This is a genomic window from Pseudomonas monsensis, assembly GCF_014268495.2.
Lineage (GTDB): Bacteria > Pseudomonadota > Gammaproteobacteria > Pseudomonadales > Pseudomonadaceae > Aquipseudomonas > Aquipseudomonas monsensis.
Genome location: NZ_CP077087.1, coordinates 3,934,934 through 3,957,439 on the forward strand (window position 1 = coordinate 3,934,934; position 22,506 = coordinate 3,957,439).

A 22,506-nucleotide genomic window follows, 5' to 3' on the forward strand; every position below is an offset into this window, starting at 1 on the left:
CGCCACCGAGCAGGTCGCGGGTCGAGGCCTGGGCCAGGACCGCCACCGGCGCACAGTCCTGCAACAGGTAGGCAATGCGCTCCGGCGGGTACGCCGGATCGACCGGCACATAAGCGGCGCCGGCCTTGAGGATCGCCAACAGTGCGACCAGCATGTCCGGGCTGCGCCGGGCACACAGGGCGATCCGGTCGTCGGGCTGCACGCCAAGGCCGATCAGGTGATGCGCGAGGCGATTGGCGCGCTGGTTGAGTTCGCCATAGCTCAATTGCTGCGTACCTTGCACCGCCGCCAGGGCCTCGGGATGGGCTACCGCTTGCTGTTCGAAAAGACGCTGTACGGTTTGCGCAGGCGGGTATTCACGCCCGGTGATGTTGAACCCGACCAGAACCCGCTGCCGCTCGCTGGGCGACATCACCGAAATCTGCTGCAGCGCAGTGGCCGGAGCGTGCTCGAGTGCCGTCAGCAGGTTGTGCAGCGCGGTTTGCAGGTAATCGCAGACCCGCACGCCATTCACTTGCGGGACGGCTTGCACAGTCAGGCCAAAGCCTTCACCGAGATCGTCGACGCTGATCACCAATGGATAGTTGCTGCGCTCGCGGGAACTCAGCACCTCGATGCCATCCCACGCCACGCTCGCCGATTGCGCCGCGCTGTGGCGATAGTTGAGCAAGGTGCTGAACAGCGGCAGCGCCGCCGATACACCGCTGCAACGCTGGGCCAGCGCCAGCGAGGCCTGTTCGTGGCCGAGCAGTTGCGCCAGCCGCTCGTGGGTGGCGCGCACACCGTCCTGCACCGCCATCGCGCCGACACTGACCCGCAGCGGCAAGGTGTTGATGAACATGCCCAACGCGCGGTCGGCGCCCTCGCCGCCCTGCATGCGCCCGAGCAAGACCGTGCCGAACACCACCTCGTCGCGGCCCGACATTTGCGCCAGCACCTGCCCCCAGGCCTGGTGCACCAGGCTGGCGGCGCTGATCCCGAGCCGGCGCGCCTGTTCGCGCAAGCGCCGGGCAACGCCGGCGTCCAGTGCCTGCACGGTATCGACAATGCTGCTGCCGTCGCCATGCACGTCTTGCAGACCGAAGGCCACGGTCGGTTCGTCGATGTCGCCGAGCATGTCGCGGAAAAACGCTTCATGCGCCTGAGCACTGGCGTCCAGTTGCGCCTGCGCCACGTAGTTGCGGTACTGCACCGGCGCCGGCAGTTCGCGAGCGCCTGGTTGCAGGCTGTCGTTCATTTCTGCCAGCAACACCTCGAGTGCGGTGTGGTCGAGGACGATGTGGTGCAGCAACAGGATGCCGACCCAGCGCTGGTGTTCGCGGTCTTCGCTATAGGCCAGGCGCATCAAAGGCGCACGGCGCAGGTCGAGGCGGTAGTGACGCGGATCGAAACGCGCCTGCATCTGCTCCAGCACGTCGCCTTCGAACAGGTCGGCATCGACGCGCTCCAGCGCCAGCGGCGCTTCGCGCCACACCACCTGCACCGGTTCTTCCAGGCCTTCCCAGACCACGCCGGTGCGCAGAATGTCGTGCCGGGCGATCCCTGCGTTCAGTGCGCGAACGAAGGCCTCGATCTGTGGCAGACCCGCGAAGGCGAACTGCGCCTGCAGCACGTACGGGTCGCCGGCGCTGGTCGCCAGGTGGTGGTAGAGAATCCCCGCCTGCAACGGTGCCAGACCGTAAATGTCCTGCACATTGGCGACGCCGCCGGGCACCGTGGCCACAACGCGGTCGATGGCGGCTTGATCCAGTGAGACCAGTGGCAGCAAGTCCGGGGTGATCCGTGTGCAATCGGCGCTGATCCGATTGTCTGGCACCACGAGGCGATGGCCGCTGCCGAGCGTGGCCGCCAGTGCCGCCACGCTTGGCTGGCCGAACAGCACGCGTACGTCGCAGTGCAGATCGTGCTGGCGCATGCGCTCGATCAGTTTTACCGCCAGCAGCGAATGGCCGCCGAGTTCGAAGAAATTGTCGTGACGGCCGACCTGTTCGACACCGAGCAGGGTCTGCCAGAGGCCGGCAATCAGTGTTTCCACGTCACCCGACGGTGCTTCGAAACCGCGCCGGGCGAACGCATCGCTCTCAGGCTGCGGCAAGGCCTTGCGATCCAGCTTGCCGTTGGTGGTCAGCGGCAACGCATCGAGGCGTACGAAGGCGCTCGGCACCATGTAGTCGGCCAGCGACAGCAGCAACGCGTCGCGCAATTGCGCGGCACTCGGCGCGGCGTCTTCGGCGGCCAGCCAGTACGCCACCAGGCGCTGATCGCCGGGGCTGTCTTCGCGGGCGATGACCACCGCTTCACGCACACCGTGGCAGGCCGCAAGACGCGCTTCGATTTCGCCCAGTTCGATGCGGAAACCGCGGATTTTCACCTGATCGTCATTGCGCCCCAGGTATTCGAGGCTGCCGTCTGCGGTCCAGCGTGCGAGGTCACCGGTCTTGTACAAACGGGCGTCGGTGCGGCCGCTGAACGGGTCGGCAATAAAGCGCTCGGCGGTCAGCGCCTGGCGATTGAGGTAGCCACGGGCAACCCCGGCACCGCCGACGTACAGCTCACCGATGACGCCGGCCGGTACCGGTTCGCGTTGGGCGTCGAGCACGTACAGTTGCAGGTCGGGAATGCCCACACCAATCGGGCTGCGCCCGACCAGATGCGCATCCGCTGCGGCCAATGGCCGATAGGTCACGTGCACGGTGGTTTCGGTGATGCCGTACATGTTCACCAGGCGCGTGCCGGCATTGCCGACCCGCGCATACCACGGCTTGAGCAGGCCCGGTTCCAGGGCTTCGCCGCCGAACACCACTTCGCGCAACGAGTGCTGCAACGGGCTGCGCCCCTGCGCGGCGATCAACTGGCGAAAGGCACTCGGGGTCTGGTTGAGCACGGTGACGCCGCTGCGGCACAGCAACGCGTAGCAGTCGTCCGGGGAACGGCTGACCGTTTGCGGGACCAGCAGCAACTGGCCGCCGAAGGCCAGCGCGGCCCAGATTTCCCACACCGAAAAGTCGAACGCAAAGGAATGGAACAGTGCCCCGACATCTTGCGGGTTGAAGTTGAACCACGGCTGGGTCGCCGCGAACAACCGCACCACGTTGCGGTGCTCGACCATTACGCCTTTGGGCAGACCGGTGGAGCCGGAGGTGTAGATCACATAGGCCAGATGGCTCGGCAGCAGTTCAGGGATGTACGGATTGCTGGTCAGTTCGGCGTGCAGTTGCACACTGTCGAGGTCGATTTGCACAACCTCGGCACCGGCCACGCGCTCGGCGGTGTCGGCCTGCATCAACAGCGCCACCGGGGTGCTGTCCTCAAGGGTGTAGGCGATGCGTTCCAGCGGATACGCCGGGTCGATCGGCACGTAAGCGGCGCCGGCCTTGAGCACGCCAAGCAGGCCGACGATCATCTGCGGGCCGCGCTCGACGCAGATCGCCACCCGGTCATCCGGGCGGACACCGCGCGCCAGCAAGTGATGCGCGAGCTGGTTGGCGCGGCGATTGAGTTCGCCGTAGCTCAGGGTGTGCCCGCCGAACATCAGCGCCGGCGCTTCGGGCCGAGCCCGTGCGTGGGCTTCGAACTGTTGGTGGATCAGCGGTGACTCGGGGAAGCGCGGCGCCAATGAACGGTCGCCATGCAGGAGTTTTTCACGCTCGGCTGCCGGCAGGATATCGAGGCTGTGCAGCGGCGTATTCGGCGCCGATTGCAGGGCGTGCACCAGACTGTGCAGCGCGGTGTTCAGGTAACGGGCGATGCGCTCGGCACCGAGGGCCGCGTCCGCCAGCGCGGTAATGCGCAAGTCTTCACCGAGATCATCAATATTGACGGTCAACGGGTAGTTGGTGCGCTCACGGGCGCCCAACACCTGCACGCCAGGGGCCAGATCGCTGACCTCGGCGACGTCTTCCGCGCTGCTGTGCCGGTAGTTGAGAATGGCGCTGAACAGCGGCGTCGGCACCGCGACGGCGCTGCAGCGCTGGGCCAGTGCCAGTGACGTCTGCTCATGGGCGAGCAATGCGGTCAGGCGCCGATGGGTCGCCAGCACCGCCTCGCGCGCCCCGTCCTGCCCGACATCCACGCGCAGCGGCAACGTGTTGATGAACATGCCCAGCGCTTGCTCGCCGCCCTCGCCTGCCTCCATCCGCCCCAGCAGCACGGTGCCGAACACCACCGCCGTGCGCCCGGACAACTGGCCGAGCACCCGGCCCAGCGCCAGGTGCATCAGGCTGGCGACACTGACCCCGAGCTGGCGCGCCTGCCCGCGCAGTTGTCGACTCAACTCGGGCTCAAGCATCAGCAAGGCTTCTTCGATGGCCTGGCCGTCGCCTTGCACATCCTGCAAACCGCAGGGCAAGGTCGGCTCGTCAATGTCGGCGAGCATCTCGCGGAAGAACGCCTCATGGAACTGTTGGTCGAGGCCCAGGCGCGCCTTGGCCAGGTGATCGCGATACGGCACCGCTGGCCCCACCTGCGCGGCCTGGCCGAGCAGGTGCGCACGAGTTTCCCGACGCACCACATCGAGGGCGACGTGGTCCATGATCAAGTGATGAAACAGCAACAGCGCAACCACACGCCCGTTCGCCGGGTCCGCCGCATACACCAGACGCAGCAGCGGCGCCTGCTGCACGTCAAGACGGAAGGTGCGCGGATCGTGACGTTCGAGCAGTTGCGTCAGCACGTCGACACCCGGGTCGAGCCGGACTTCTTCGCAATGCAGCGACGCATGGCGTTGCACCACTTGCAGCGGTTCATCCAGGCGTTCCCAGACGAACGAGGTGCGCAGGATGTCGTGGCGTTCGATCATCCACTGCAGCGCCTCGGCGAAAGCCTCCAGACGCTCACGACTGGCGAAGGCGAAGCGCGCCTGCGACACGTAGGGGTCGCCAGCAGGCGCCGACAGGTGCAGGTACAGCATGCCTTCCTGCAACGGCGCCAGCGGGTAAATATCCTGCAGGTTGCCAGCGCCGCCCGGCACGCTGGCGACGATACGGTCGATGGTCGGCTGATCCAGCGTCACCAGCGGCAGCATGTCCGGGGTGATGCGAAACGCCGGGCTCAACCAGTCGCCGCCGTGACGGGCGACCAGTTCCAGCAGTTGCGTCTTGTGCGCGGCGAGACTGTCCCACACCGCATCATCCAGCGCGTCGTCGCTGCCCAGAATGACCAAGTCTTCATCTTCCTGTTGAAGGCGGATCGCATGGGTGGAAATAACAGCCATCAGTTCGCTGAATTGCATGGGATAACCTGCTGTAAATACGAGAAAAATGAGCGCGCAGCCGCGAGTCCGTGCGAACTGCGCGCAGCCTGGAAAAACTAAAACATCGGGGCATGGGGGGCTGACATGGGAAGCGGGGACAAGCCACCTTCCCTGCCGACGAGTTGCCGAATACCTGTGGCGAGGGAGCAAGCGCCCTCGCCACAGGTTCGATGTCAGCCGTAGTGGACGGCGCCGGACTAGAGCCGGCGTTTGCGGTTGAGGCTCGGGATGGTGGTTTTCGGGATGACCACGTGCTGCGCCTCTCGCGTGGTGCTGAGCGCCAGCGCGGCCAGCGTCGGCTGACTGAACAGCGCCCGGGCATCGGTGTGCAAACCGTTCTGGCGCATGCGCGCCACCAGGCTTACCGCGAGTAACGAATGCCCGCCGAGCTCGAAGAAGTTGTCATGCCGCCCGATCCGATGGACGCCGAGCACCTCACCCCAGATCCGTGCCAGCGTGGTTTCGACTTCACCCTCGGGCGCCACGTAAGGCCGGTTGATCAGCGCGTCCGCCCCCGGTTCCGGCAAGGCTTTCCGGTCGATCTTGTCGTTTGGCGTCAGCGGCAAAGCGTCGAGCCGTACAAAGGCTCCCGGCACCATGTATTCGGGCAGCCGCGCCAGCACATGGGTGCGCAAGGTCTCCAGCCCCGGTGCTTCTGCACCGCAGCGCACGGTGTACCAGGCCACCAGACGCTCGTCGCGCACCATCACCAGCGCTTCGCGGATCGCTGGATGTTCGATCAGCCGCGCCTCGATTTCCCCCGGCTCCAGGCGCAAGCCCCGCAGCTTGATCTGGAAGTCGTTGCGCCCGAGGAACTCCAGCTCTCCATCCGGGTTGTAGCGCACCAGATCGCCCGTGCGGTACAGCCGGTCGCCGGGCACAAACGGACTGTCGATGAAGCGCTCGGCCTGCATCTCGGGCAATCGGTGATAACCGCGCGCCACGCCGACCCCGCCGATGTGCAACTGACCGCTGACGCCTTGCGGCACCGGTTGATCGTAAGCGTCGAGTACGTACAGACGGGTGTTGCTCAGCGCCTTGCCGATCGGCACCAGATTCTCCGGCACCGGCAAGTGCGGCTCCAGCGTCCATCCGGTGCTGTCCACCGTGGTTTCGGTCGGGCCGTAGACGTTGTGCAAACGCACCCATGGCAACCGGGCACGCACCTGCCGCGCCAGTGCCGCGCTGAGTTCGCCGCCACCGTTGAGGACATCAGTGAGGCTGGTGCACTGCTCGATGTCGTCCTGTTCGATGAACTGCTGCAGCAACGCCGGGACGAACTTGACCACCGTCACTTGATGCTGGCGAATGGTCTGCACCACGTACGCCGAATCACGGTTGCCATCCGGTCGGGCCAATACCAGACGCATGCCGGAACACAGCGGCCAGAAGATCTCCCACACCGAACTGTCGAAGCTGAACGGCGCTTTTTGCAGCAGCGCACCGTGCCCGGTTGGCGGCGAAATGACCGAGCCCCAGTGCACCATGTTGCAGGCGCTGCGGTGTTCGATCATCACGCCTTTGGGCAGGCCTGTAGAACCCGAGGTGTAGATCATATAGGCGAGGTTCGCGGCGCCGAGGCCGGGCACCTGCAGATTGCTCGCGGGTTGCTGGTCCCACGTGCGGCGGTCGAGGTCGAGCAGCGGCACCCCCGGCTCGCCCAATAGTTGCCGCGTGGCGCCATGCACCAGCAGGGCAACCGGCGCGCTGTCCTGCAACATGTAATTCAGACGCTCCAGCGGATAGTCCGGGTCCAGCGGCACATAGGCGCCCCCGGCCTTGAGGATGCCGAGCAAACCGACCACCAGATCCAGCCCGCGCTCGACACAGATCGCCACCCGCGCATCCGGCTGTACGCCGAGTTCGCGCAAGTGGTGGGCCAGGCGGTTGGCGTGCTCGTTGAGCTGGCGATACGTCAGGCTGCGTTCACCGCTCTGCAGCGCAACGGCATCTGGTTTGCGCCGCACCTGCGCTTCGAACAAAACGTGCAGCGGCTGCTCCAGCGGGCAATCGACCTCGGTGGCGTTGAACGCGATCAGCAAGCGTTGCAACTCCTCGGCCTGCAGGATCGGCAAGCGGTTCAGCGGCTGTTGCGGTGCCTGTTCCAACGCCTGCACCAGGCCGCTCAGCGCGGCTTGCATATAACCGCAGATCCGCTGCGCGCCGATCTGCGCCACGGCCCTGCCGGTGAGGCGCAAACCGTTGCCGTAATCATCCACGCTCAGGGTCAGCGGATAGTTGGTGCGTTCTTCGTTGGCCAGGGTTTCGATGCCTTGCCAGGCTTGCCGCGACGGTTCCAGCAGTTGCGATTCATCGCTGTGCCGGTAGTTGAGCAGCGCGCTGAACAGCGGCGCCGGTGAGGCGACTCCGCTGCAACGCTGGGCCAGCGCCAGCGACGCATGTTCGTGCCCGAGCAGTGCGGTCAGTCGTGCATGGGTAGCGCGCACAGCGTCGAGCACCCCGGCGTCGACGTCGATGCGCAGCGGCAATGTGTTGATGAACACCCCCAATGCCCGATCGGCGCCCTCGCCGCCCTGCATCCGCCCCATCAGCACGGTGCCGAATACCACATTGGACTGGCCGGACGTCGCCGCCAGCACCCGCGCCCACGCCAGATGGATCAGGCTCGCGACGCTGACCCCGGCCTGACGCGCCTGATGGCGCAAACGCTGATAGACCTCTGCCGGCAGCGCCTGCTGCGCCTCGTCGATACCGCAACCATCGCCCTGCACTTGCTGCAGGCCGAACGGCAGGGTCGGCGCGTCGATATCCGCCAGTTGTTCGCGGAAAAACGTCTCGTGCTCCTGCTCGCTGACACCCAGGCGCGCCTGCGCCACGTAGTTGCGATACGGCACCGGCGGCGCCAGTTCCACGACCTGCCCGCAAAGGCTGGCCTGCAACTCGCCGCGCATCACTTCGAGGGCAATGTGGTCCATCGCCAGGTGATGAAACAGCAGAATCCCCACTACCCGGCCCAACGCCGGATCCTTGGCGTACACCAGACGCATCAGCGGCGCCTGACTGACGTCGAGGCGGTAACGCCGGGCGTTGAAGCGCGCATGCAACTGCTCGAGGACCGGGCCGTTGGCCGGGTCGAGTTCGACTTCCTGCAACGGCAGAATCGCCTCGCGCCAGACCACTTGCACCGGCGTGCTCAGGCCCTCCCAGAGCACCGCCGTGCGCAGAATGTCGTGGCGCGCCATGACCTCGCGCAGCGCTGCGGCGAAAGCCTCGACGCGCTCAAGGCTATCGAACGCCAGCTGCGATTGCAGCAGGTACGGATCGCCCTGGGCGGCGGTGATGTGGTGGTAGAGGATGCCTTCCTGCAGCGGCGCCAGCGGATAAATGTCCTGCACATTGGCCGCCCCGCCGGGCACCGTGGCGACGATGCGCTCGATGTCCGCCTGGGCCAGTTGCACCAGCGGCAGCAGCGCCGGGGTGATGTGCGTGCAGTCGGCAGCGATGCGGTTGGCCGGCACCTCGACTTCACGCCCGCTGCCGACCGAGGCCGCCAGTGCGGCGAGGGTCGGCTGACTGAACAACACGCGCACGTCACTGCTCAAGTCGAGCTGTCGCATGCGCTCGATCAGTATCACCGCCAGCAAAGAATGCCCGCCCAACTCGAAGAAATGGTCGTGACGCCCGACCCGTTCGACTTGCAACACTTCCGTCCAGATTTGCGCCAGAGCGATTTCAACCTCGCCTTGCGGCGCTTCATATTCGCGGCGGATCAGGTCCTCAGGCCCGGGCGCCGGCAGCGCCTTGCGGTCGACCTTGCCATTGGCGGTCAGGGGCAATGCCGGTAGACGCACGTAGGCGCTCGGCAGCATGGCACTGCTCAGGCGACTTTTCAGGTGCGCGTGCAACTGGTTGATGTCCAGCGGCGCCTGCTCGGTGAACCACGCCAACAACTGCCCGTCGCGCACCAGCACCACGGCTTCGCGCACCGCCGCATGGCTGGCGAGTGCGCTCTCGATTTCTCCCGGTTCGATGCGTACGCCACGGATTTTCACCTGATCGTCGTTACGCCCCAGATACTCCAGCGTGCCGTCGTTGCGCCAGCGCGCCAGATCGCCGGTGCGATACATCCGCGCATCCGCTTCGCGGCTGAACGGATCGCGCAGGAAGCGTTCGGCGCTCAGGTCCGCACGGTTCAGGTAACCGCGAGCCACGCCGGCCCCACCGACGTACAACTCGCCGGCCACGCCTGGCGGCAGCGGTTGTTGCTGATCATCGAGCACATACACCGTGGCGTTGCTCACCGGCTTGCCGATGTGCAGCGCCTGCCCGGCGGCGAGGCGCCCCGAGGTCGCCACCACCGTGGCTTCGGTCGGGCCGTAGTTGTTGATCACCGCGAACGATTGCGGGCGCGGGGGCTGGCGCAGGCGATCGCCACCGATCAGCAGCGTGCGCAAGGTCGGATGATCGAGCTGGCGGCTGAAGGCGTATTCGGCGATCGGGGTCGGCAGAAAACTCACCTCCAGTGGTTGCGCCCGCCACCAGTCGAGCAGCGCACCAATGTCTTCGCTGCCCTCGCTGGCGGGTGCCAGGTGCAAGGTCGCACCCACGCACAGCGCCGGCCAGACTTCCCAGGCCATCGCATCGAAACCGAATCCGGCGAGGCTCGAGGTCTGGCTGCCGGCCTGCAGATCGAACGCGTCAGCGTGCCAATCCACCAGATTGCACAGGGTCCGGTGCTCGACCATCACCCCTTTGGGCAGGCCGGTGGAGCCGGAGGTGTAAATGACATAGGCGAGATGTGCCGGAGTCAGTCCGGGCACCTTTGGCGCGTCACTATCAGTGGCCGGCCAGCTCGGGCGATCGAGTTCGATCACCGGCACCGACAACGCCGGCAGATGCCCGCGCAAACCACGCTGGGTCAGCACCGCCAGCGGCGCGCTGTCCTCCAGCAGATAGCTCAGGCGCTCGGCCGGATGCGCCGGGTCGAGCGGCACATAGGCGGCGCCGGCCTTGAGAATCGCCAGCAACCCGACCAACGTGTCGAGACCGCGCCGGGCGACGATCGCCACCCGGTCATCCGGGCGCACACCAAGATCGAGCAGATGATGAGCCAGCGCGTTGGCTCGTTGATCAAGCTCGGCATAGGTCAACGATTGCCCTTGCTGCACCGCCGCCAGCGCCTGCGGCCGTTGCGCCACCTGCGCCTGGAAACGCTGATGGATCGTGCTCACCGCCGGGTAGCTCACTCGCGTCGCATTCCACTGTTGCAGCAGCGCCTCTTCCTCAGGCGTGCTCAGACTGAAATCCGCCACCGGCAAGTTCACCGCCTCCAGCCCTTGTTCCAGAATCAACAGCCAGCGTGCGGCCAGGGCCGTGATCTCCTCGGCGCTGAAATACGCCTCGCTGTAAACCAGGTACAAATGCGCGTCGTCGTTGACCTGATTGCTCAGCAGGTGCACCGCCAGCGGCGTGGCCTCCTCCATGTTGGAGGCCTTGATCATCCGCCCCGACGCCTCACCGTAGCGATAATCGTGAGCGCCCTGCTCGTAGGACACCGTCACCTCGAACAACTGCGAGCGCTCCTCACGCAGCAGGCCCAGGGCGCGGTTCATCTCACTGACCGGGAAACGCTGATGGCGAAAATCCTTTCTGAGCTCATCGCGGATCGCCCTGACCAGTTCGCCGAACGTGCGCTGGCGACCAAACGCCATGTGAACCGCACTGATCTGCGCGAACAGCCCGAGGGTGGATTTGAACCGTGCACCGCCGCGATTGAGAATCGGCAGGCCGACCACCCATTCGTCACGCTGCGCCGTACGGCTGAAATACACGTGCAGCGCCGCCAGCAACACATGGAACGCCGAAGCGCCAACGCCTCGGGCCACCTGCTTCATGCGCTCGTGCAACAACGTCGGCAAGGGTTGCGTGAACACCTGGGTCTGAACGGTTTTGCCGGCGCGGCTCGGTTGATGGCGTGGCAGCAACAGCGGCTCGGGCAATTGCCGGTATTTGTCCAGCCAGTACCTGCGGTCCAGCGCGTAACGGGGCGACGCGCGATAGCGCGTATCGTCGGCGATGAAGTCGAGGTAGGACGGTGCCGAGGCCGGCGCCGGTTGGCCGTTCGCCAGCGCGTTATAGATATCGTCCAGCGACTTGAACATTTCGCCGAAGCTCCAGCCATCAATGATCAGGTGATGGGCCTGAACGGACAGCCAGTGGCGCTCATCATCCAGGCGGATCAACAGAAAACGGAACAGGCAGCCGCCGCCCAGCACGAAGGGCTGATCAATACGCGCCTGAACCAATGCCCGCGCCGCCGACTCCGGGTCGGCATGCGCCGACACATCGTGAATCGGCATCGGCACCGGCCATGCGCGGGCAAACCGCTGCAACGGCAAGCCATCGACGCCGGCACCCGGCAGCAGCACCGTGCGCAGGGCGTCATGCCGGGCCACCAGGCGTTCGAGCGCTGCCTGCATCCGTGCCGGATCCAGCGGACCGCTCAGCTCCAGGTACCCGCCGATGTTGTACAGCGGCGAATCGCCGCGACTCAGCTGATCCAGCCAGATGTCCAGCTGCGCTGCGGTCAGGGGATACGTCTGGGTCGATGCGGACGGCGTGTCCACCGCTGGGGCAGAAATAGGCGGCATAAAGTCCTTCTCATGAAATTTTGCGCCTATTCAAGCATCGGCCCCGACGCCGACATGACACGTGAAACCCGGACAACCCAGCCCCCTCCCAAGGCCTGTCAGCCCCGGTTGCCGCTGATCCGGCAGGAAGCTTCTAAAAGTTCGGAGAGGAAACGCTGAAATACTTGTAGGAAAAATGCCACAAGCCAGCGCAGCCATCGGCCAGCGCAATGCTCGCACCGCAGCTTAATAGTCCCGGCTTTCAAGGCTTTGCAGTGACCGAACAGTCACGAAAGCCGTGGCATCTGTACCGGATACCGTCAGAAGCCCGGCGCCAACTTTCCGAAATGATGGCACTTTGTGTCCCTGTTTTCCCCTACAGACGTAGGACAAATCCATAGGCTTAAATCCCGCTCCAGATCATGTTCAAGGAGAAATGACTGCGTGGGCGGCTTTTACTTAGACGGCAGACGATTCAGTGATGGCTCTGAACCAGGGATGACAAGGATATGAATCTGACCGGCAGTATTCGCAATATGGAAAACCCGCATTTCTACTGGCAACTGGGTGAGCTGATTGCCAGCACCGGGGACGATCACTTCGCCGCGAACATGTTTCAGCTGGTCGACACGCTGGTGCCGGTCGACGGCGTCGACCTCAGCGAGTGGACGCTGGATGAGCGTCAGGCCAGCGTGGTCGAGATCAAGCCGCTGGGCAGTGCCGGTTTGCCGCAGACCTGTGCGCCGGCCGACCCGCTCGAACGGGCCGATGACCATCCGTTGTTGCCGAAGATGATCGAGATGAATGACTCGCTGCTGATCCAGCTCAGAGCCTCGCTGCAACCTCGCTACCCGCAACACAATGCGCACCAGTGCAATCTGGTGTCGCGCATGTCCAACCGCCGCTGCGTCATTTCGTTTTACCGACCGCATACCCGGCGGGTGTTTTCACTGACGGAGCTGTCGTTTCTCAAAAGCCTTTCGGACACCCTGCTGCCGCTGATCGAACGCCATGCGCACATCAGTCGGCAAACCCTCGCCCGCCAGCCACGCCTGCCCCAGGCCGAACTCGATCAGGCACCGCTGGCGCTGGTGTTCGATGAGCGCCTGGCGATGAGTGGCGTCGTCCTTTCGGCACGCGAAAAGGAAGTCTGCCTGGGCTTGCTGACCGGCGGTACGGTGCCGCAAATCGCCGAAAAACTGCGGGTGAAAAACAGCTCGATCGAGACGTACCTCAAACGGGCGGCGGCCAAACTCGGGGTCAGTGGCCGGCATGGGCTGGCGCGGTGGATGGCCGGGGCCTGACTTCGAACTGCGTGAGTACCTTTGTGGCGAGGGGATTTATCCCCACTGGACGGCTAAGCAGGCCGCGCTTTTTATCGTCCAAAAGAGGGGCCGCTACGCGCCCCGACGGCGATAAATCCCCTCGTCACAGGGTGTTCTCAGCACAGGATCTTTCTCAACACACAAGCCCCTCCCCCCCCGTTTTCCTTGCAAGCATCTCCCCTCTTTCATGCACGAGGCTGTTCGATGTCTACCTTGCGACTTTCCCTGCTGTCCATGGCCATGCTGCTGGGCGGCTGTTCCCTGATTCCCGAGTACCAGCGCCCGGCATCGCCGAGCGCCGCGCAATACCCCACCGCCACACAACCGGCAACACCTAACGAAGACTGGCGCACGCTGTTCAACGACCCGGCTCTGCAACAGCTGATCGAGTCGGCACTGATCAACAACCGGGACCTGCGCGTGGCCGCGCTGAACGTCGAAGCCTTCCAGGCGCAATACCGCATCCAGCGTGCCGACCTGCTGCCGGCGGTGTCGGCCAATGCCAGCGAGTCACGCCAACGTATGCCCTCCAGCGTGACCAAAGGCAAAGCGCTGATTAACTCGACCTACGCGGTCAACCTCGGCATCAGCGCCTACGAACTGGATTTCTTCGGCCGTGTGCGCAGCCTCAGCGAGCAAGCGCTGCAGAGCTGGCTGGCGACGGAAGAAGCGCGACGCAGTGCGCAGTTGAGTCTGGTGGCCAACGTCGCCAATGCTTACCTGACCTGGCGCGCCGATCAGGAGTTGCTCGAACTGACCCGCGACACCCTCGCCGCCGACGAACAGAGCCTGCACCTGACCACCCGTAACCGCGAGGCCGGCAAGTCGTCGGCGCTGGAACAGGCGCAGGCGAAAACCAGCGTCGACAGTTCGCGGGCCAATCTGGCGCGTTATCAGCGGCAGGTGGCGCAGGACCTGAACAGCCTGACGCTGCTGGTCGGTGCGCCCGTGCCGGCGTCGTTGCCCGCCCGGCCGCTGGCCAGCGAACTGGTGCAGCAAGTGCCGGCGGGATTGCCGTCGGATCTGCTGCAACGGCGCCCGGACATTCTTCAGGCCGAATACAAACTCAAGGCGGCCAACGCCAACATTGGCGCAGCGCGGGCGGCGTTTTTCCCCAGCGTCAGTCTGACGGCCAATGCCGGCACCTCGAGTCGCGATCTGTCCGGACTGTTCGGCAGCGGCTCCGGCGCCTGGACCTTTCAGCCACAGATCAGCCTGCCGATTTTCAATGCCGGCAGCCTGCGCGCGAGCCTGGATTATTCGAAGTTGCAGAAAGACGTGGCGGTGGCCGAATACGAAAAGTCGATCCAGACCGCGTTTCAGGAAGTCGCCGATGGCCTCGCCGCGCGCACGACGTATCAGCAGCAATTACAGGCGCAGCGCGATCTGGTCGAGGCTACGCAGACCTATTACAACCTGGCGCAGAACCGTTATCAGAATGGTGTCGACAGCAGCCTGACGTTCCTCGATGCCCAGCGTTCGCTGTTCAGTTCGCAACAAGGCCTGATCACCGATCGGCTGGCGCAGTTGGTGGCGGAGGTCAATCTGTACACCGCGCTGGGCGGTGGCTGGCAGGCTTCGGAAGCGACGATTCAATAAGCACCCGTCACTTTTTCTTACACCTTTTGTCGCCCGATCCTATGCGGTGCGGCGATCCATGGCCGGCGCCTGCCCTCAGTTTGGTATCATGCGCCGCTTTTAAGGTTAACCCCCCGCCAGTCCTGCCGACTGACGGGCTGCAAAAGGCGGTATTAGATGACGGCTTTGTTGACTCGCCGCAAGGTGCTTGCGGGAATGGGCGTGCTCGGGCTCGGCCTGCTCGCCGGCTGCGACACCCGCGGCCAACTGTCGTACAAGTACGGCAAGGATCTGAGTAACAAGATCATGGGGCGCACCTTCAAACTGAAGAACACCGACGGCGAAACCATGACGCTGTCGAGCTTTCGCGGCATGATGCCGATGGTGTTCTTCGGCTTCACCCAGTGCCCGGCAGTCTGCCCGACCACCCTCGCCCGCGCGGCGAAAATCAAGAAACTGATGGGCAAGGACGGCGACCGCTTGCAGGTGATCTTCATCACCCTCGATCCCGAGCGCGACACCCCGGAAATCCTCGACGCCTACATGAAAGCCTTCGACCCGACGTTCGTTGCGCTGTACGGCACGCTTGAGGAAACCGCGGCCACGGCCAAGGAATTCGACGTGTTCTACGAGAAAGTCCCGGCCGGCGACACGTACACCATCTCGCACACGGCCACCAGCTACGTTTACGACTCCAATGGCGGCTTGCGCCTGGGTCTGTCCACCTCGCTTTCGGCAGAAGAATGCACAGAAGATTTGCTCACTGTTATGGAGGTTTGCTGATGCAACCTGTTATGAATCACATCAAACGCGCGGTACTCGGTCTGTCCCTGCTGGGCCTGGCTTTCCAGGCATCGGCACAGACCACCGTCAGCGACGCCTGGGTCCGTGCGACCGTACCGACCCAGTCCGCCAGCGGCGCGTTCATGACCCTCACCGCCGACAGCGACAGCAAGCTGCTCAGCGTAGCCACCCCGGTGGCCAAGGATGTGCAGATCCACGAAATGACCATGAAGAACGACGTCATGAGCATGGGCCCGGTGAAGTTCATCGAACTGCCGGCCGGCAAAGCCGTCAAGCTTGATCCGAATGGCTACCACGTGATGCTGATGGGCTTGAACGGTCAGTTGAAAGAAGGCGAAACAGTGCCGCTGACCCTGACCGTGGAAAACGCCAAGGGCGAGAAAGAAACCGTTGAAGTCAAAGCGCCGGTTCGCGCACTGACCAACATGGAAGGTCACGATCACAGCAAGATGCATTGATCTGACATCGCGTTCACAAAAAAGGGGCGACCTGATCGTTGATCAGACCGCCCCTTTTTTGTTGCCGGCGCGTGTCGCCTTAATGCTTGCGGGCCAAGGCGTTGCGCACGCTTTGCCGTGACATCGCCGTGCCGGAACGGGTCACGGTTTCACCTGCGGTTGCCTTGGCCAACTGTTTCTTGCGCCTGGCCACCTGACGCCACTGGTAACCGAAGTATCCGCCTGCAACCACCAACCCCAGCCAACCGAAGACCGAACCGACGAAGAACAACAGTGCGAGAGTGATCCACACGGTTTTCGAGGTGAACAACTTCACACTGTCGTCGACAGGCACCGCTTCAACCGGCGCCTGTTGCGCCAGCGGAATCTGCTGCACCCCCTCCTGATCAAAACGCAAAACAAAGTCCGCCCCGGGCACCGCAACGTCCAGTTGATTGCCTTGAGCGGTATGCACCCGCACCTCGCCATCGACGAGCGACACGGTGCTGAAACTGATCTGGGTTTCACAGCGAATCTCGCCGTTGACCAGGGTCACGACCGTTCGTTGACCATCGGGGGTGTCGCGCATGTCGATTCCTTGAGCATTCCACGTCGGACGACGTGCGAAGGGAAAGTCCGTTGGGCGCGAATGCTACTGAGTGGCCATTACTCTGTCCAGAAAGCGCGACACCAACCCAGGACCTACGCAAAAAACCTCCAGTTCAAGCCTGTCGAAGTTACCAACCTGATGGAAAGCGTACTTTACATCGAAAAAAACATCAGCAATTATGTAAAGGGTCTTTTACATAGGAAGTTCAAGCATGAACCGGTTCTACCTCGAAATGGGCGCGGCCTTAATCCTCTACATGCTGGTGCTGACGGCATCATTGATTGCCTCGCAATATCTGATGGACGCCCCTATCGTGCTGCGCTCGGCCGTCGCAATGACCCCGGTCATTCCGGCGGGACTGATGTGCTGGGCCATCGTGCGCAACCTGCGGCGCATGGACGAAATGCATTTGCGCATCCAGTTTGAAGCGCTGGGCTTTGCTTTCGCCGCGTCGGCGCTAGTGACTTTCAGTTACGGCTTTCTGGAAAACGTTGGCGCTCCCCATATTCCGTGGACATGCGTGTGGCCCGTGATGGGCGCGATGTGGATTCTCGGCCTGCAAATCGCTCGGCGCCGCTACCAATGAAAAACCGTCTCAAGGCACTGCGTGCCGAGCGCAAATGGTCACAGGGCGATTTGGCGGAACGTCTGAACGTCTCACGCCAGACGATCAACGCCATCGAAAACGAGCGGTACGACCCGAGCCTGCCATTGGCGTTTCAAATTGCCCGGGCGTTCGAGATGCCGATTGAAAGCATCTTTGACGATGGCAAATGCTGACCTGTCCACACCCACATCCCTGTGGGAGATTCTATGGTTGAGGGGAAGCCCTCAACCGGCTTTTGCAGAAATCACGGAGCCGCCAAAGGCAGCGATCTTGTGCTTTTCAAGCGCCACCCCACCTGCCACTCGTCGCCACCTGTCAGATCTGACAGGTGCGTTTTCCCCCGCAAAGCGCTCTGATAACTCCTGCCCGCCCACCGTCCAGGAGCCGTAAACATGGCCACAGCCAAATCCAGCGACAACACCATATTGGCGCTATTCCCTCCCCACGCTCCAGACGCCACCACCCCGGTGGTCGGTGCTGTCTATGGTGTGCCCAAGCATGTCTACGACCTCAAGCCCATGGGCCTGACCATCGTCGTCGATCCGCCGCAATCTGGCACGCTGGAAGAAGGCGATGTCATTCGGCTGCGGCTCAACGGCGCCGATACCGAAGCCACAAAGACCGTCCTGGCTGGCGAAGAAAATTCCCGTCACACCCTGTACCTGCCCAAGGGCCTGCTGCTGACCGATCGCGTCAATACCCTCGTTTACACCATCACCCGCATCAGCGAGAACAAAGGCACCTCCACGCCGGAGCTGACCCTGCTGTACAACACCATCCGCCCCGGCATCGAGGACCGCTCGCCCGGCGATAGCGCCCATTCGGAACTGCAACTGATCCTGCCCCAGGACGTGCTCGACGACGGCATCGACGCCGACCGCGCCAAACAGGGCGTGCAAGTGTGTTTCGCCTACCCTTACTGCCGCGCCTACGACCAGATCCGATTGAACTGCAACGGTCAGGATGTCACGCACACCGTGACCGCCGCCGAGGCTCCGCCCACTCCCTCGGCCGAGCCGACCAGGGTCTGCGTGATGGTCGACGAAGCAGTGTTCCTGAGCGCCGGGGACAACCCGAAGTTCATCTTTTCCTACACCGTCACCGACCAGCTCGGCAACGGGCCGGACACCGATTCGCCCTACTCCGGCACGGTGGAGGTCGATGTGCATCTTCGGGAAACCCGCCTGGCCGCCCCCGATCTGGCCGAGGATCCGGACGATCCGACCGACGATCCGAGCACCATCGATCTGGACAAACTCGCCGGCAAGGACCTGACCGTATTGGTCCAGACCTTTGCTCCGTTGTGGCAACCCAACGATAAAATCCGCGTGAGCTACAGCGCCACCGCGTCGAACGGCACCGTTACCCTGCACAGTGTGGAACAGGACGTCGTGCGGATCCCGTTCACCTACAAACTGATGGTGCCCAACGCCAAAGTGATCGCCGGCAGTGTGGTGCGGGCGAAGTACGAATTGCTGAAAAATGGCAACGTCTTCGCCACTTCGAAAAATGCCGTGGCCGAAGTTACCGGCTCAGAGGTTATCGAGTTGTTGCCGCCGGTGCTGCTGAAGGCAGTGAGCCCGATCGACGCGCTGGCGTATCCGCAGGGCGTGACCATTCAGGTCGAGTATTTAGAACACCTGCCAGGCGATAAAGCGCAGCTGGTGGAAGTTAACCCACCCGCAGGTGCACCAGGGTTTCCATTGGTGCCCTTCAACGCCAATAAACGCACCAACACCTTGTTGAGCCAGGCTTTTCTGATCGCACGACAAGGCAAGCCCCTGGTGTTTCGCTGGCACCTGAATAGCAATAACGCGGAGGTTGCCCGATCGCCTGAGCTGAACCTGAGCGTGTCGAAAATTACCGAGGGCGATGCACGTTTGCCGACGCCGGTGGTGGATGGCAAGACCGGCAATGAACTCGACGTGGCGCTGTTACAGCCCACCGCCCTGCTCACCGTTGCGGCATGGCCGCACGTCGAAGGTGAGCGGCTGTGGTTGCAGTACGAGGGCAAGGACAATCAGGACCAGACCGTGACCTTCGACGACCTTCGCGGTGAAGTGGGCGTGGGTGCGCCAGGCTTGAGCCGGGCGGTGCCGCTGGCCTGGCTGAAAGGCTTGAAAGATGGCCGTGACTTGAAGGTGACGCTCAAGGTTAATTTTGACGGGGTGGCGAACGCGGCGACGGCGGTGGGGTTTCCGGTGCGCTCTTATATCGTCAAGGCAGGCGCCGACGTGCAACCAGTAATCACCCGGGCCGAAGACAGCCAAGGCGTGGAGATCCCGCAGGGAGGCACGACACGTGACACCACCGTGATCCTCACCGGCAGCGCAACCCCGGGTCAGAAGGTGCAAATCTTCGACGGCGCCGCCGACAAGGGCGAAGCCAGCGCCGACCCGCTGAGCGGAATCTGGAGCCACAGGATCAGCGGACTGAGCGTCGCAGAGCACCCCTTCACCGCCAAGGCCTTGTACGGTTCAGGCCAGACATCGACCGTGCGCAGCCTGAAAGTCTCCGCGTTGCCCGAGCTGATTATTGACAAAACACCGGTGGTGCTCAGCGCCCGCAACTGGATCGCGGTAGGGGAAGAACTGCAGAAGCTTCTGGTCGCCAACCCGACCCCGCCGGTCGGCACCTACGCAGACCGATTTCCGCAGCAGGGCACCCCGCCCTATACCTACACGTCTGCCAATGAGGCGATTGCCGTTGCCAACCCAACCAACGGGCGGATTTCAGGGACGGGGAATGGCACGACGACCATTACCGTTGCGGATGCGAGTGGGGATGTGGTGGAGATTCAGGTGACGGTTAGTCGAGTCAGGCGGATACATCGGTCGCCTACCATCCTTAACAGCCACCTGGACGCCATAGCTTGGCGAGAAACTCATGGATATGCCACGCTCACCCACTTTGTCTCCTCAAATGAAATAGAAAAGTTTTTCCCTGTCCAGTTGTCACCTCTTCCCGCCAACTCGCAGTTATTCCATCTCGAATACAGCAACACTCTCTATATCTTTATCCCCGCGCAGCGTGAATGGACCGTGGCGGGGACTGGTTCGAATCTCTACGCTTTGGGGTTTACACTTTGCCCACATACGGTATCAACGAAATCCCCCTCCCCCAGTTAAGGGCGTGGAGGGGAATTGATTAGGTAGCGGCAGACAAATCAAAAAGATCGCAGCTTTGGGCAGCGCCTACATCGCTCCCTGCAAGCGCTGCCGAAGGCGGCGATTTTTTGCATTTAAACCACAGCGTTTAAAAAACACCTTCAGACACACCTCCCAAGCTACAGAACCTTGCGCCTTTGCCTACAGCTACGCCAGAATCCGCCGACTTGTGCGCCTTGTACCGGGTCTCTATCGTGGATCGGTCGCTGACGAATCAGCGATCGGGTTTAGCGATCCGACAACTTACAGACGCACCAGTGCCCAGTCTCAAACTGCAGTTTTTCGATCTGCACTTGATGTCATGGTGGCTGTGCGTGGGAGACCTTCGGGTCTACCCGGGGTTTCTGTGACCCGGATCGCTAACCTGCGTACAGCCGCCACCTTTACTTGTTTAGCGATGAGCCGTGGCGGCTAAATCAACCACGGAGCTTTACCATGATCAAACCAACACCCAGCCCGCCCGAAACCGACGCCACCTCCCCCTACGAATCCCTCGACTCAAAAAAACTCCACGAAGCCGCCGACCGCGCCCTCGATCACTACCTCTGCCCGCCCGGCTCCACCCCACTGCCACGCAGAAGCCGCGGGATGTACGCCGTCACCGCCGACTTCAAAAACGAAGAACTGCTGGTCGATGCCAGCGACACACTCGCTTCAGCCAGAACCATCGCCCATGACGCCGCCGCCCTGTTGCCGGCAGCGCAGCGCCGGACGCTGTTGGGGATTGCGCAACTGATCATGCTGAGTGAGCTGGCGGTGAACCGCGCGCTGGATAATCTGCAATTGCCTCAATAGCAGGGATCTGTGACAAGGACTGAGCAAGGCGTTGTGGCCGCTGAGGCCTTCGCGGGCAAGCCCGCTCCCACAGGTTCTGCGTGTAAATACAGGTTTGTGAGCAACACCGCCCCCTGTGGAAGCGGGCTTGCTCGCGAAGGCGTCGCGTCAGTCAGCATTGACTGCAGTGACACACCATTTTCGCGAGCAAGCCCGCTCCCGAGGCATACCGATTCCGATCGGTATAAACCCCGAGTCAGCTTACCCCTCGTCCATCAACTCCCCGCGCCAGCATGCGCCTCTTCAAAGAAGTAATCCTTCCAGCTCCCCGCCTTGTTCTTCAGCACGCCCAGCTCTTGCAGTTTCTCGGCGTAGATAAAGGTGCGCTGCGGGACCACGGTGAAGTCGATTTCCGGGTCCTTGACGATTTGTTCGACCAGCGCCAGTGGCAGCTTCGATTGCTCGACGCGGATGTACGCCTGGGCCGCGGCAGGTTTGTCGGCCTTGATGATCGTCTCCGCTTCCGCCAGTGCGTCGTAAAACGCCTTGTAGGTTTTCGGGTTTTCGTCGTGGAATTTTTCGGTGGTGTACAACACGTTGAACGTGGCCTGGCCGCCGAGTACGTCATAGGAACTCAGCACTTTGTGCACGTTGGGGTTTTGCAGGGCCTGGTACTGGAATGGCGGGCTGGAGAAATGCGCGTTGATTTCCGAACCGCCGGCAATCAGCGCCGCCGTAGCGTCCGGGTGCGGCAGGCTGACCGAGATGTCGTCGAATTTCTTGTACTGATCGTCACCGAACTCCCTGGCGGTTTCGATCTGCAAGGTACGCGACTGGAAGCCGACGCCGGCAGCGGGCACGGCAATGCGGTCCTTGTCGCTGAAGTCCTTGAGGGTCTTGATGTTCGGGTTGTTGGTCAGCAGGTAGTTGGGCATTGAGCCGAGGGCGGCGATGGCCTTGACGTTCTGTTTGCCCTTGGTGCGATCCCACACGGTCAGCATGGGGGGCACGCCCGCAGACACCACATCCAGCGAACCGGTGAGCAGCGCTTCATTCATCGCAGTCGCGCCAGAGATGCTGTTCCAGTCGACCTTGATATCGAGGCCCTGTGCCTTACCGTGCTTTTCGATCAGTTGCTGATCGCGCACCACATCGAGAATCAGGTAACCGATGCCGAATTGCTGGGCAATGCTGATCTTGCCTTCAGCCTGGGCGCCGCTGCTGAACAGCGCGCCCGCTGCCAGGGAAGCGGCCAACAGAGTCAGCGCGGAACGTTTGAACGGTGTGGCCATGACTACCTCGCAGCAGGGGGTGGTGTGCTGAAAGGCATGACTTTATCGCTATAAAAAACAGAAATTAAATA

Annotated in this window: 11 protein-coding genes and 2 pseudogenes (1 of these 13 running past the window's edge); 8 read left to right on the plus strand and 5 right to left on the minus strand. The window is 62.9% G+C overall.

What is annotated here, in order from left to right; genetic code table 11:
- The 3 genes and pseudogenes from HV782_RS17245 to HV782_RS28975 form a co-directional block, all read right to left on the minus strand.
- On the minus strand, positions 1 to 5,230 hold the 5' end (the start) of the coding sequence (locus HV782_RS17245; protein ID WP_217890321.1) for a non-ribosomal peptide synthetase. The gene continues 7,784 nt to the left of window position 1, outside the view; only the first 5,230 of its 13,014 coding nucleotides appear in the window; it begins with the start codon at positions 5,228 to 5,230; its stop codon lies beyond the left edge, outside the window.
- Between the two features lie 218 nt (positions 5,231 to 5,448).
- Positions 5,449 to 10,449, minus strand: a pseudogene (locus HV782_RS17250) (amino acid adenylation domain-containing protein); the annotation flags it as partial.
- A 90-nt stretch (positions 10,450 to 10,539) separates the two neighbouring features.
- Positions 10,540 to 11,862: pseudogene (locus tag HV782_RS28975) on the minus strand (condensation domain-containing protein); the annotation flags it as partial.
- A 488-nt stretch (positions 11,863 to 12,350) separates the two neighbouring features.
- On the opposite strand from HV782_RS28975, the gene HV782_RS17255 reads away from it, so the two are divergent.
- The 4 genes from HV782_RS17255 (at position 12,351) to HV782_RS17270 (ending at position 16,006) form a co-directional block, all read left to right on the plus strand.
- Positions 12,351 to 13,145, plus strand: coding sequence for a helix-turn-helix transcriptional regulator (locus HV782_RS17255; RefSeq protein WP_128615984.1), 795 nt, complete (start codon positions 12,351 to 12,353; stop codon positions 13,143 to 13,145).
- A 225-nt stretch (positions 13,146 to 13,370) separates the two neighbouring features.
- Positions 13,371 to 14,765: an efflux transporter outer membrane subunit gene (locus tag HV782_RS17260; RefSeq protein ID WP_186748642.1), complete on the plus strand. Its 1,395-nt coding sequence runs from the start codon at positions 13,371 to 13,373 to the stop codon at positions 14,763 to 14,765.
- Positions 14,766 to 14,921: 156 nt separating this feature from the next.
- Positions 14,922 to 15,527, plus strand: coding sequence for an SCO family protein (locus HV782_RS17265; RefSeq protein ID WP_186748641.1), 606 nt, complete (start codon positions 14,922 to 14,924; stop codon positions 15,525 to 15,527).
- Positions 15,527 to 16,006, plus strand: coding sequence for a copper chaperone PCu(A)C (locus HV782_RS17270; protein ID WP_128615983.1), 480 nt, complete (start codon positions 15,527 to 15,529; stop codon positions 16,004 to 16,006). Before HV782_RS17265 ends, HV782_RS17270 begins: the two co-directional genes overlap by 1 nt.
- 79 nt (positions 16,007 to 16,085) lie before the next feature.
- On the opposite strand, the gene HV782_RS17275 is transcribed toward HV782_RS17270, so the two are convergent.
- The gene (locus HV782_RS17275) at positions 16,086 to 16,574 is read right to left on the minus strand and encodes a hypothetical protein (RefSeq protein WP_186748640.1); all 489 of its coding nucleotides are present in this window, start codon (positions 16,572 to 16,574) and stop codon (positions 16,086 to 16,088) included.
- A gap of 232 nt (positions 16,575 to 16,806) precedes the next feature.
- Between HV782_RS17275 and HV782_RS17280 the strand changes: the two genes are divergently transcribed.
- The 4 genes from HV782_RS17280 (at position 16,807) to HV782_RS17295 (ending at position 21,164) form a co-directional block, all read left to right on the plus strand.
- On the plus strand, positions 16,807 to 17,181 hold the full coding sequence (locus tag HV782_RS17280) for a hypothetical protein (RefSeq protein ID WP_123462828.1): 375 nt from the start codon (positions 16,807 to 16,809) through the stop codon (positions 17,179 to 17,181).
- Positions 17,178 to 17,375, plus strand: a complete 198-nt coding sequence (locus tag HV782_RS17285) for a helix-turn-helix transcriptional regulator (protein ID WP_123462826.1) — start codon at positions 17,178 to 17,180, stop codon at positions 17,373 to 17,375. Before HV782_RS17280 ends, HV782_RS17285 begins: the two co-directional genes overlap by 4 nt.
- Positions 17,376 to 17,594: 219 nt before the next feature.
- Complete coding sequence (locus HV782_RS17290; RefSeq protein ID WP_217890322.1) at positions 17,595 to 20,330, plus strand: immunoglobulin-like domain-containing protein; 2,736 nt, start codon at positions 17,595 to 17,597, stop codon at positions 20,328 to 20,330.
- 474 nt (positions 20,331 to 20,804) lie between these two features.
- Positions 20,805 to 21,164 carry a DUF6124 family protein gene (locus tag HV782_RS17295; RefSeq protein WP_186748548.1) on the plus strand — a complete coding sequence of 120 codons (360 nt, stop codon included), beginning with the start codon at positions 20,805 to 20,807 and terminating at the stop codon, positions 21,162 to 21,164.
- A gap of 254 nt (positions 21,165 to 21,418) precedes the next feature.
- Here the strand turns inward: HV782_RS17295 and HV782_RS17300 are convergent, their stop codons facing one another.
- Complete coding sequence (locus HV782_RS17300) at positions 21,419 to 22,435, minus strand: ABC transporter substrate-binding protein (RefSeq protein WP_186748547.1); 1,017 nt, start codon at positions 22,433 to 22,435, stop codon at positions 21,419 to 21,421.
- Positions 22,436 to 22,506 lie beyond the last annotated feature (71 nt).

Bases quoted from the DNA above. Each gene is read 5' to 3' on its own strand.
- HV782_RS17275 (WP_186748640.1), bottom strand. From the start codon at position 16,574: ATGCGCGACACCCCCGATGGTCAACGAACGGTCGTGACCCTGGTCAAC.
- HV782_RS17290 (WP_217890322.1), top strand. From the start codon at position 17,595: ATGGCCACAGCCAAATCCAGCGACAACACCATATTGGCGCTATTCCCT.
- HV782_RS17280 (WP_123462828.1), top strand. From the start codon at position 16,807: ATGAACCGGTTCTACCTCGAAATGGGCGCGGCCTTAATCCTCTACATG.
- HV782_RS17265 (WP_186748641.1), top strand. From the start codon at position 14,922: ATGACGGCTTTGTTGACTCGCCGCAAGGTGCTTGCGGGAATGGGCGTG.
- HV782_RS17285 (WP_123462826.1), top strand. From the start codon at position 17,178: ATGAAAAACCGTCTCAAGGCACTGCGTGCCGAGCGCAAATGGTCACAG.
- HV782_RS17260 (WP_186748642.1), top strand. From the start codon at position 13,371: ATGTCTACCTTGCGACTTTCCCTGCTGTCCATGGCCATGCTGCTGGGC.
- HV782_RS17295 (WP_186748548.1), top strand. From the start codon at position 20,805: ATGATCAAACCAACACCCAGCCCGCCCGAAACCGACGCCACCTCCCCC.
- HV782_RS17270 (WP_128615983.1), top strand. From the start codon at position 15,527: ATGCAACCTGTTATGAATCACATCAAACGCGCGGTACTCGGTCTGTCC.
- HV782_RS17300 (WP_186748547.1), bottom strand. From the start codon at position 22,435: ATGGCCACACCGTTCAAACGTTCCGCGCTGACTCTGTTGGCCGCTTCC.
- HV782_RS17255 (WP_128615984.1), top strand. From the start codon at position 12,351: ATGAATCTGACCGGCAGTATTCGCAATATGGAAAACCCGCATTTCTAC.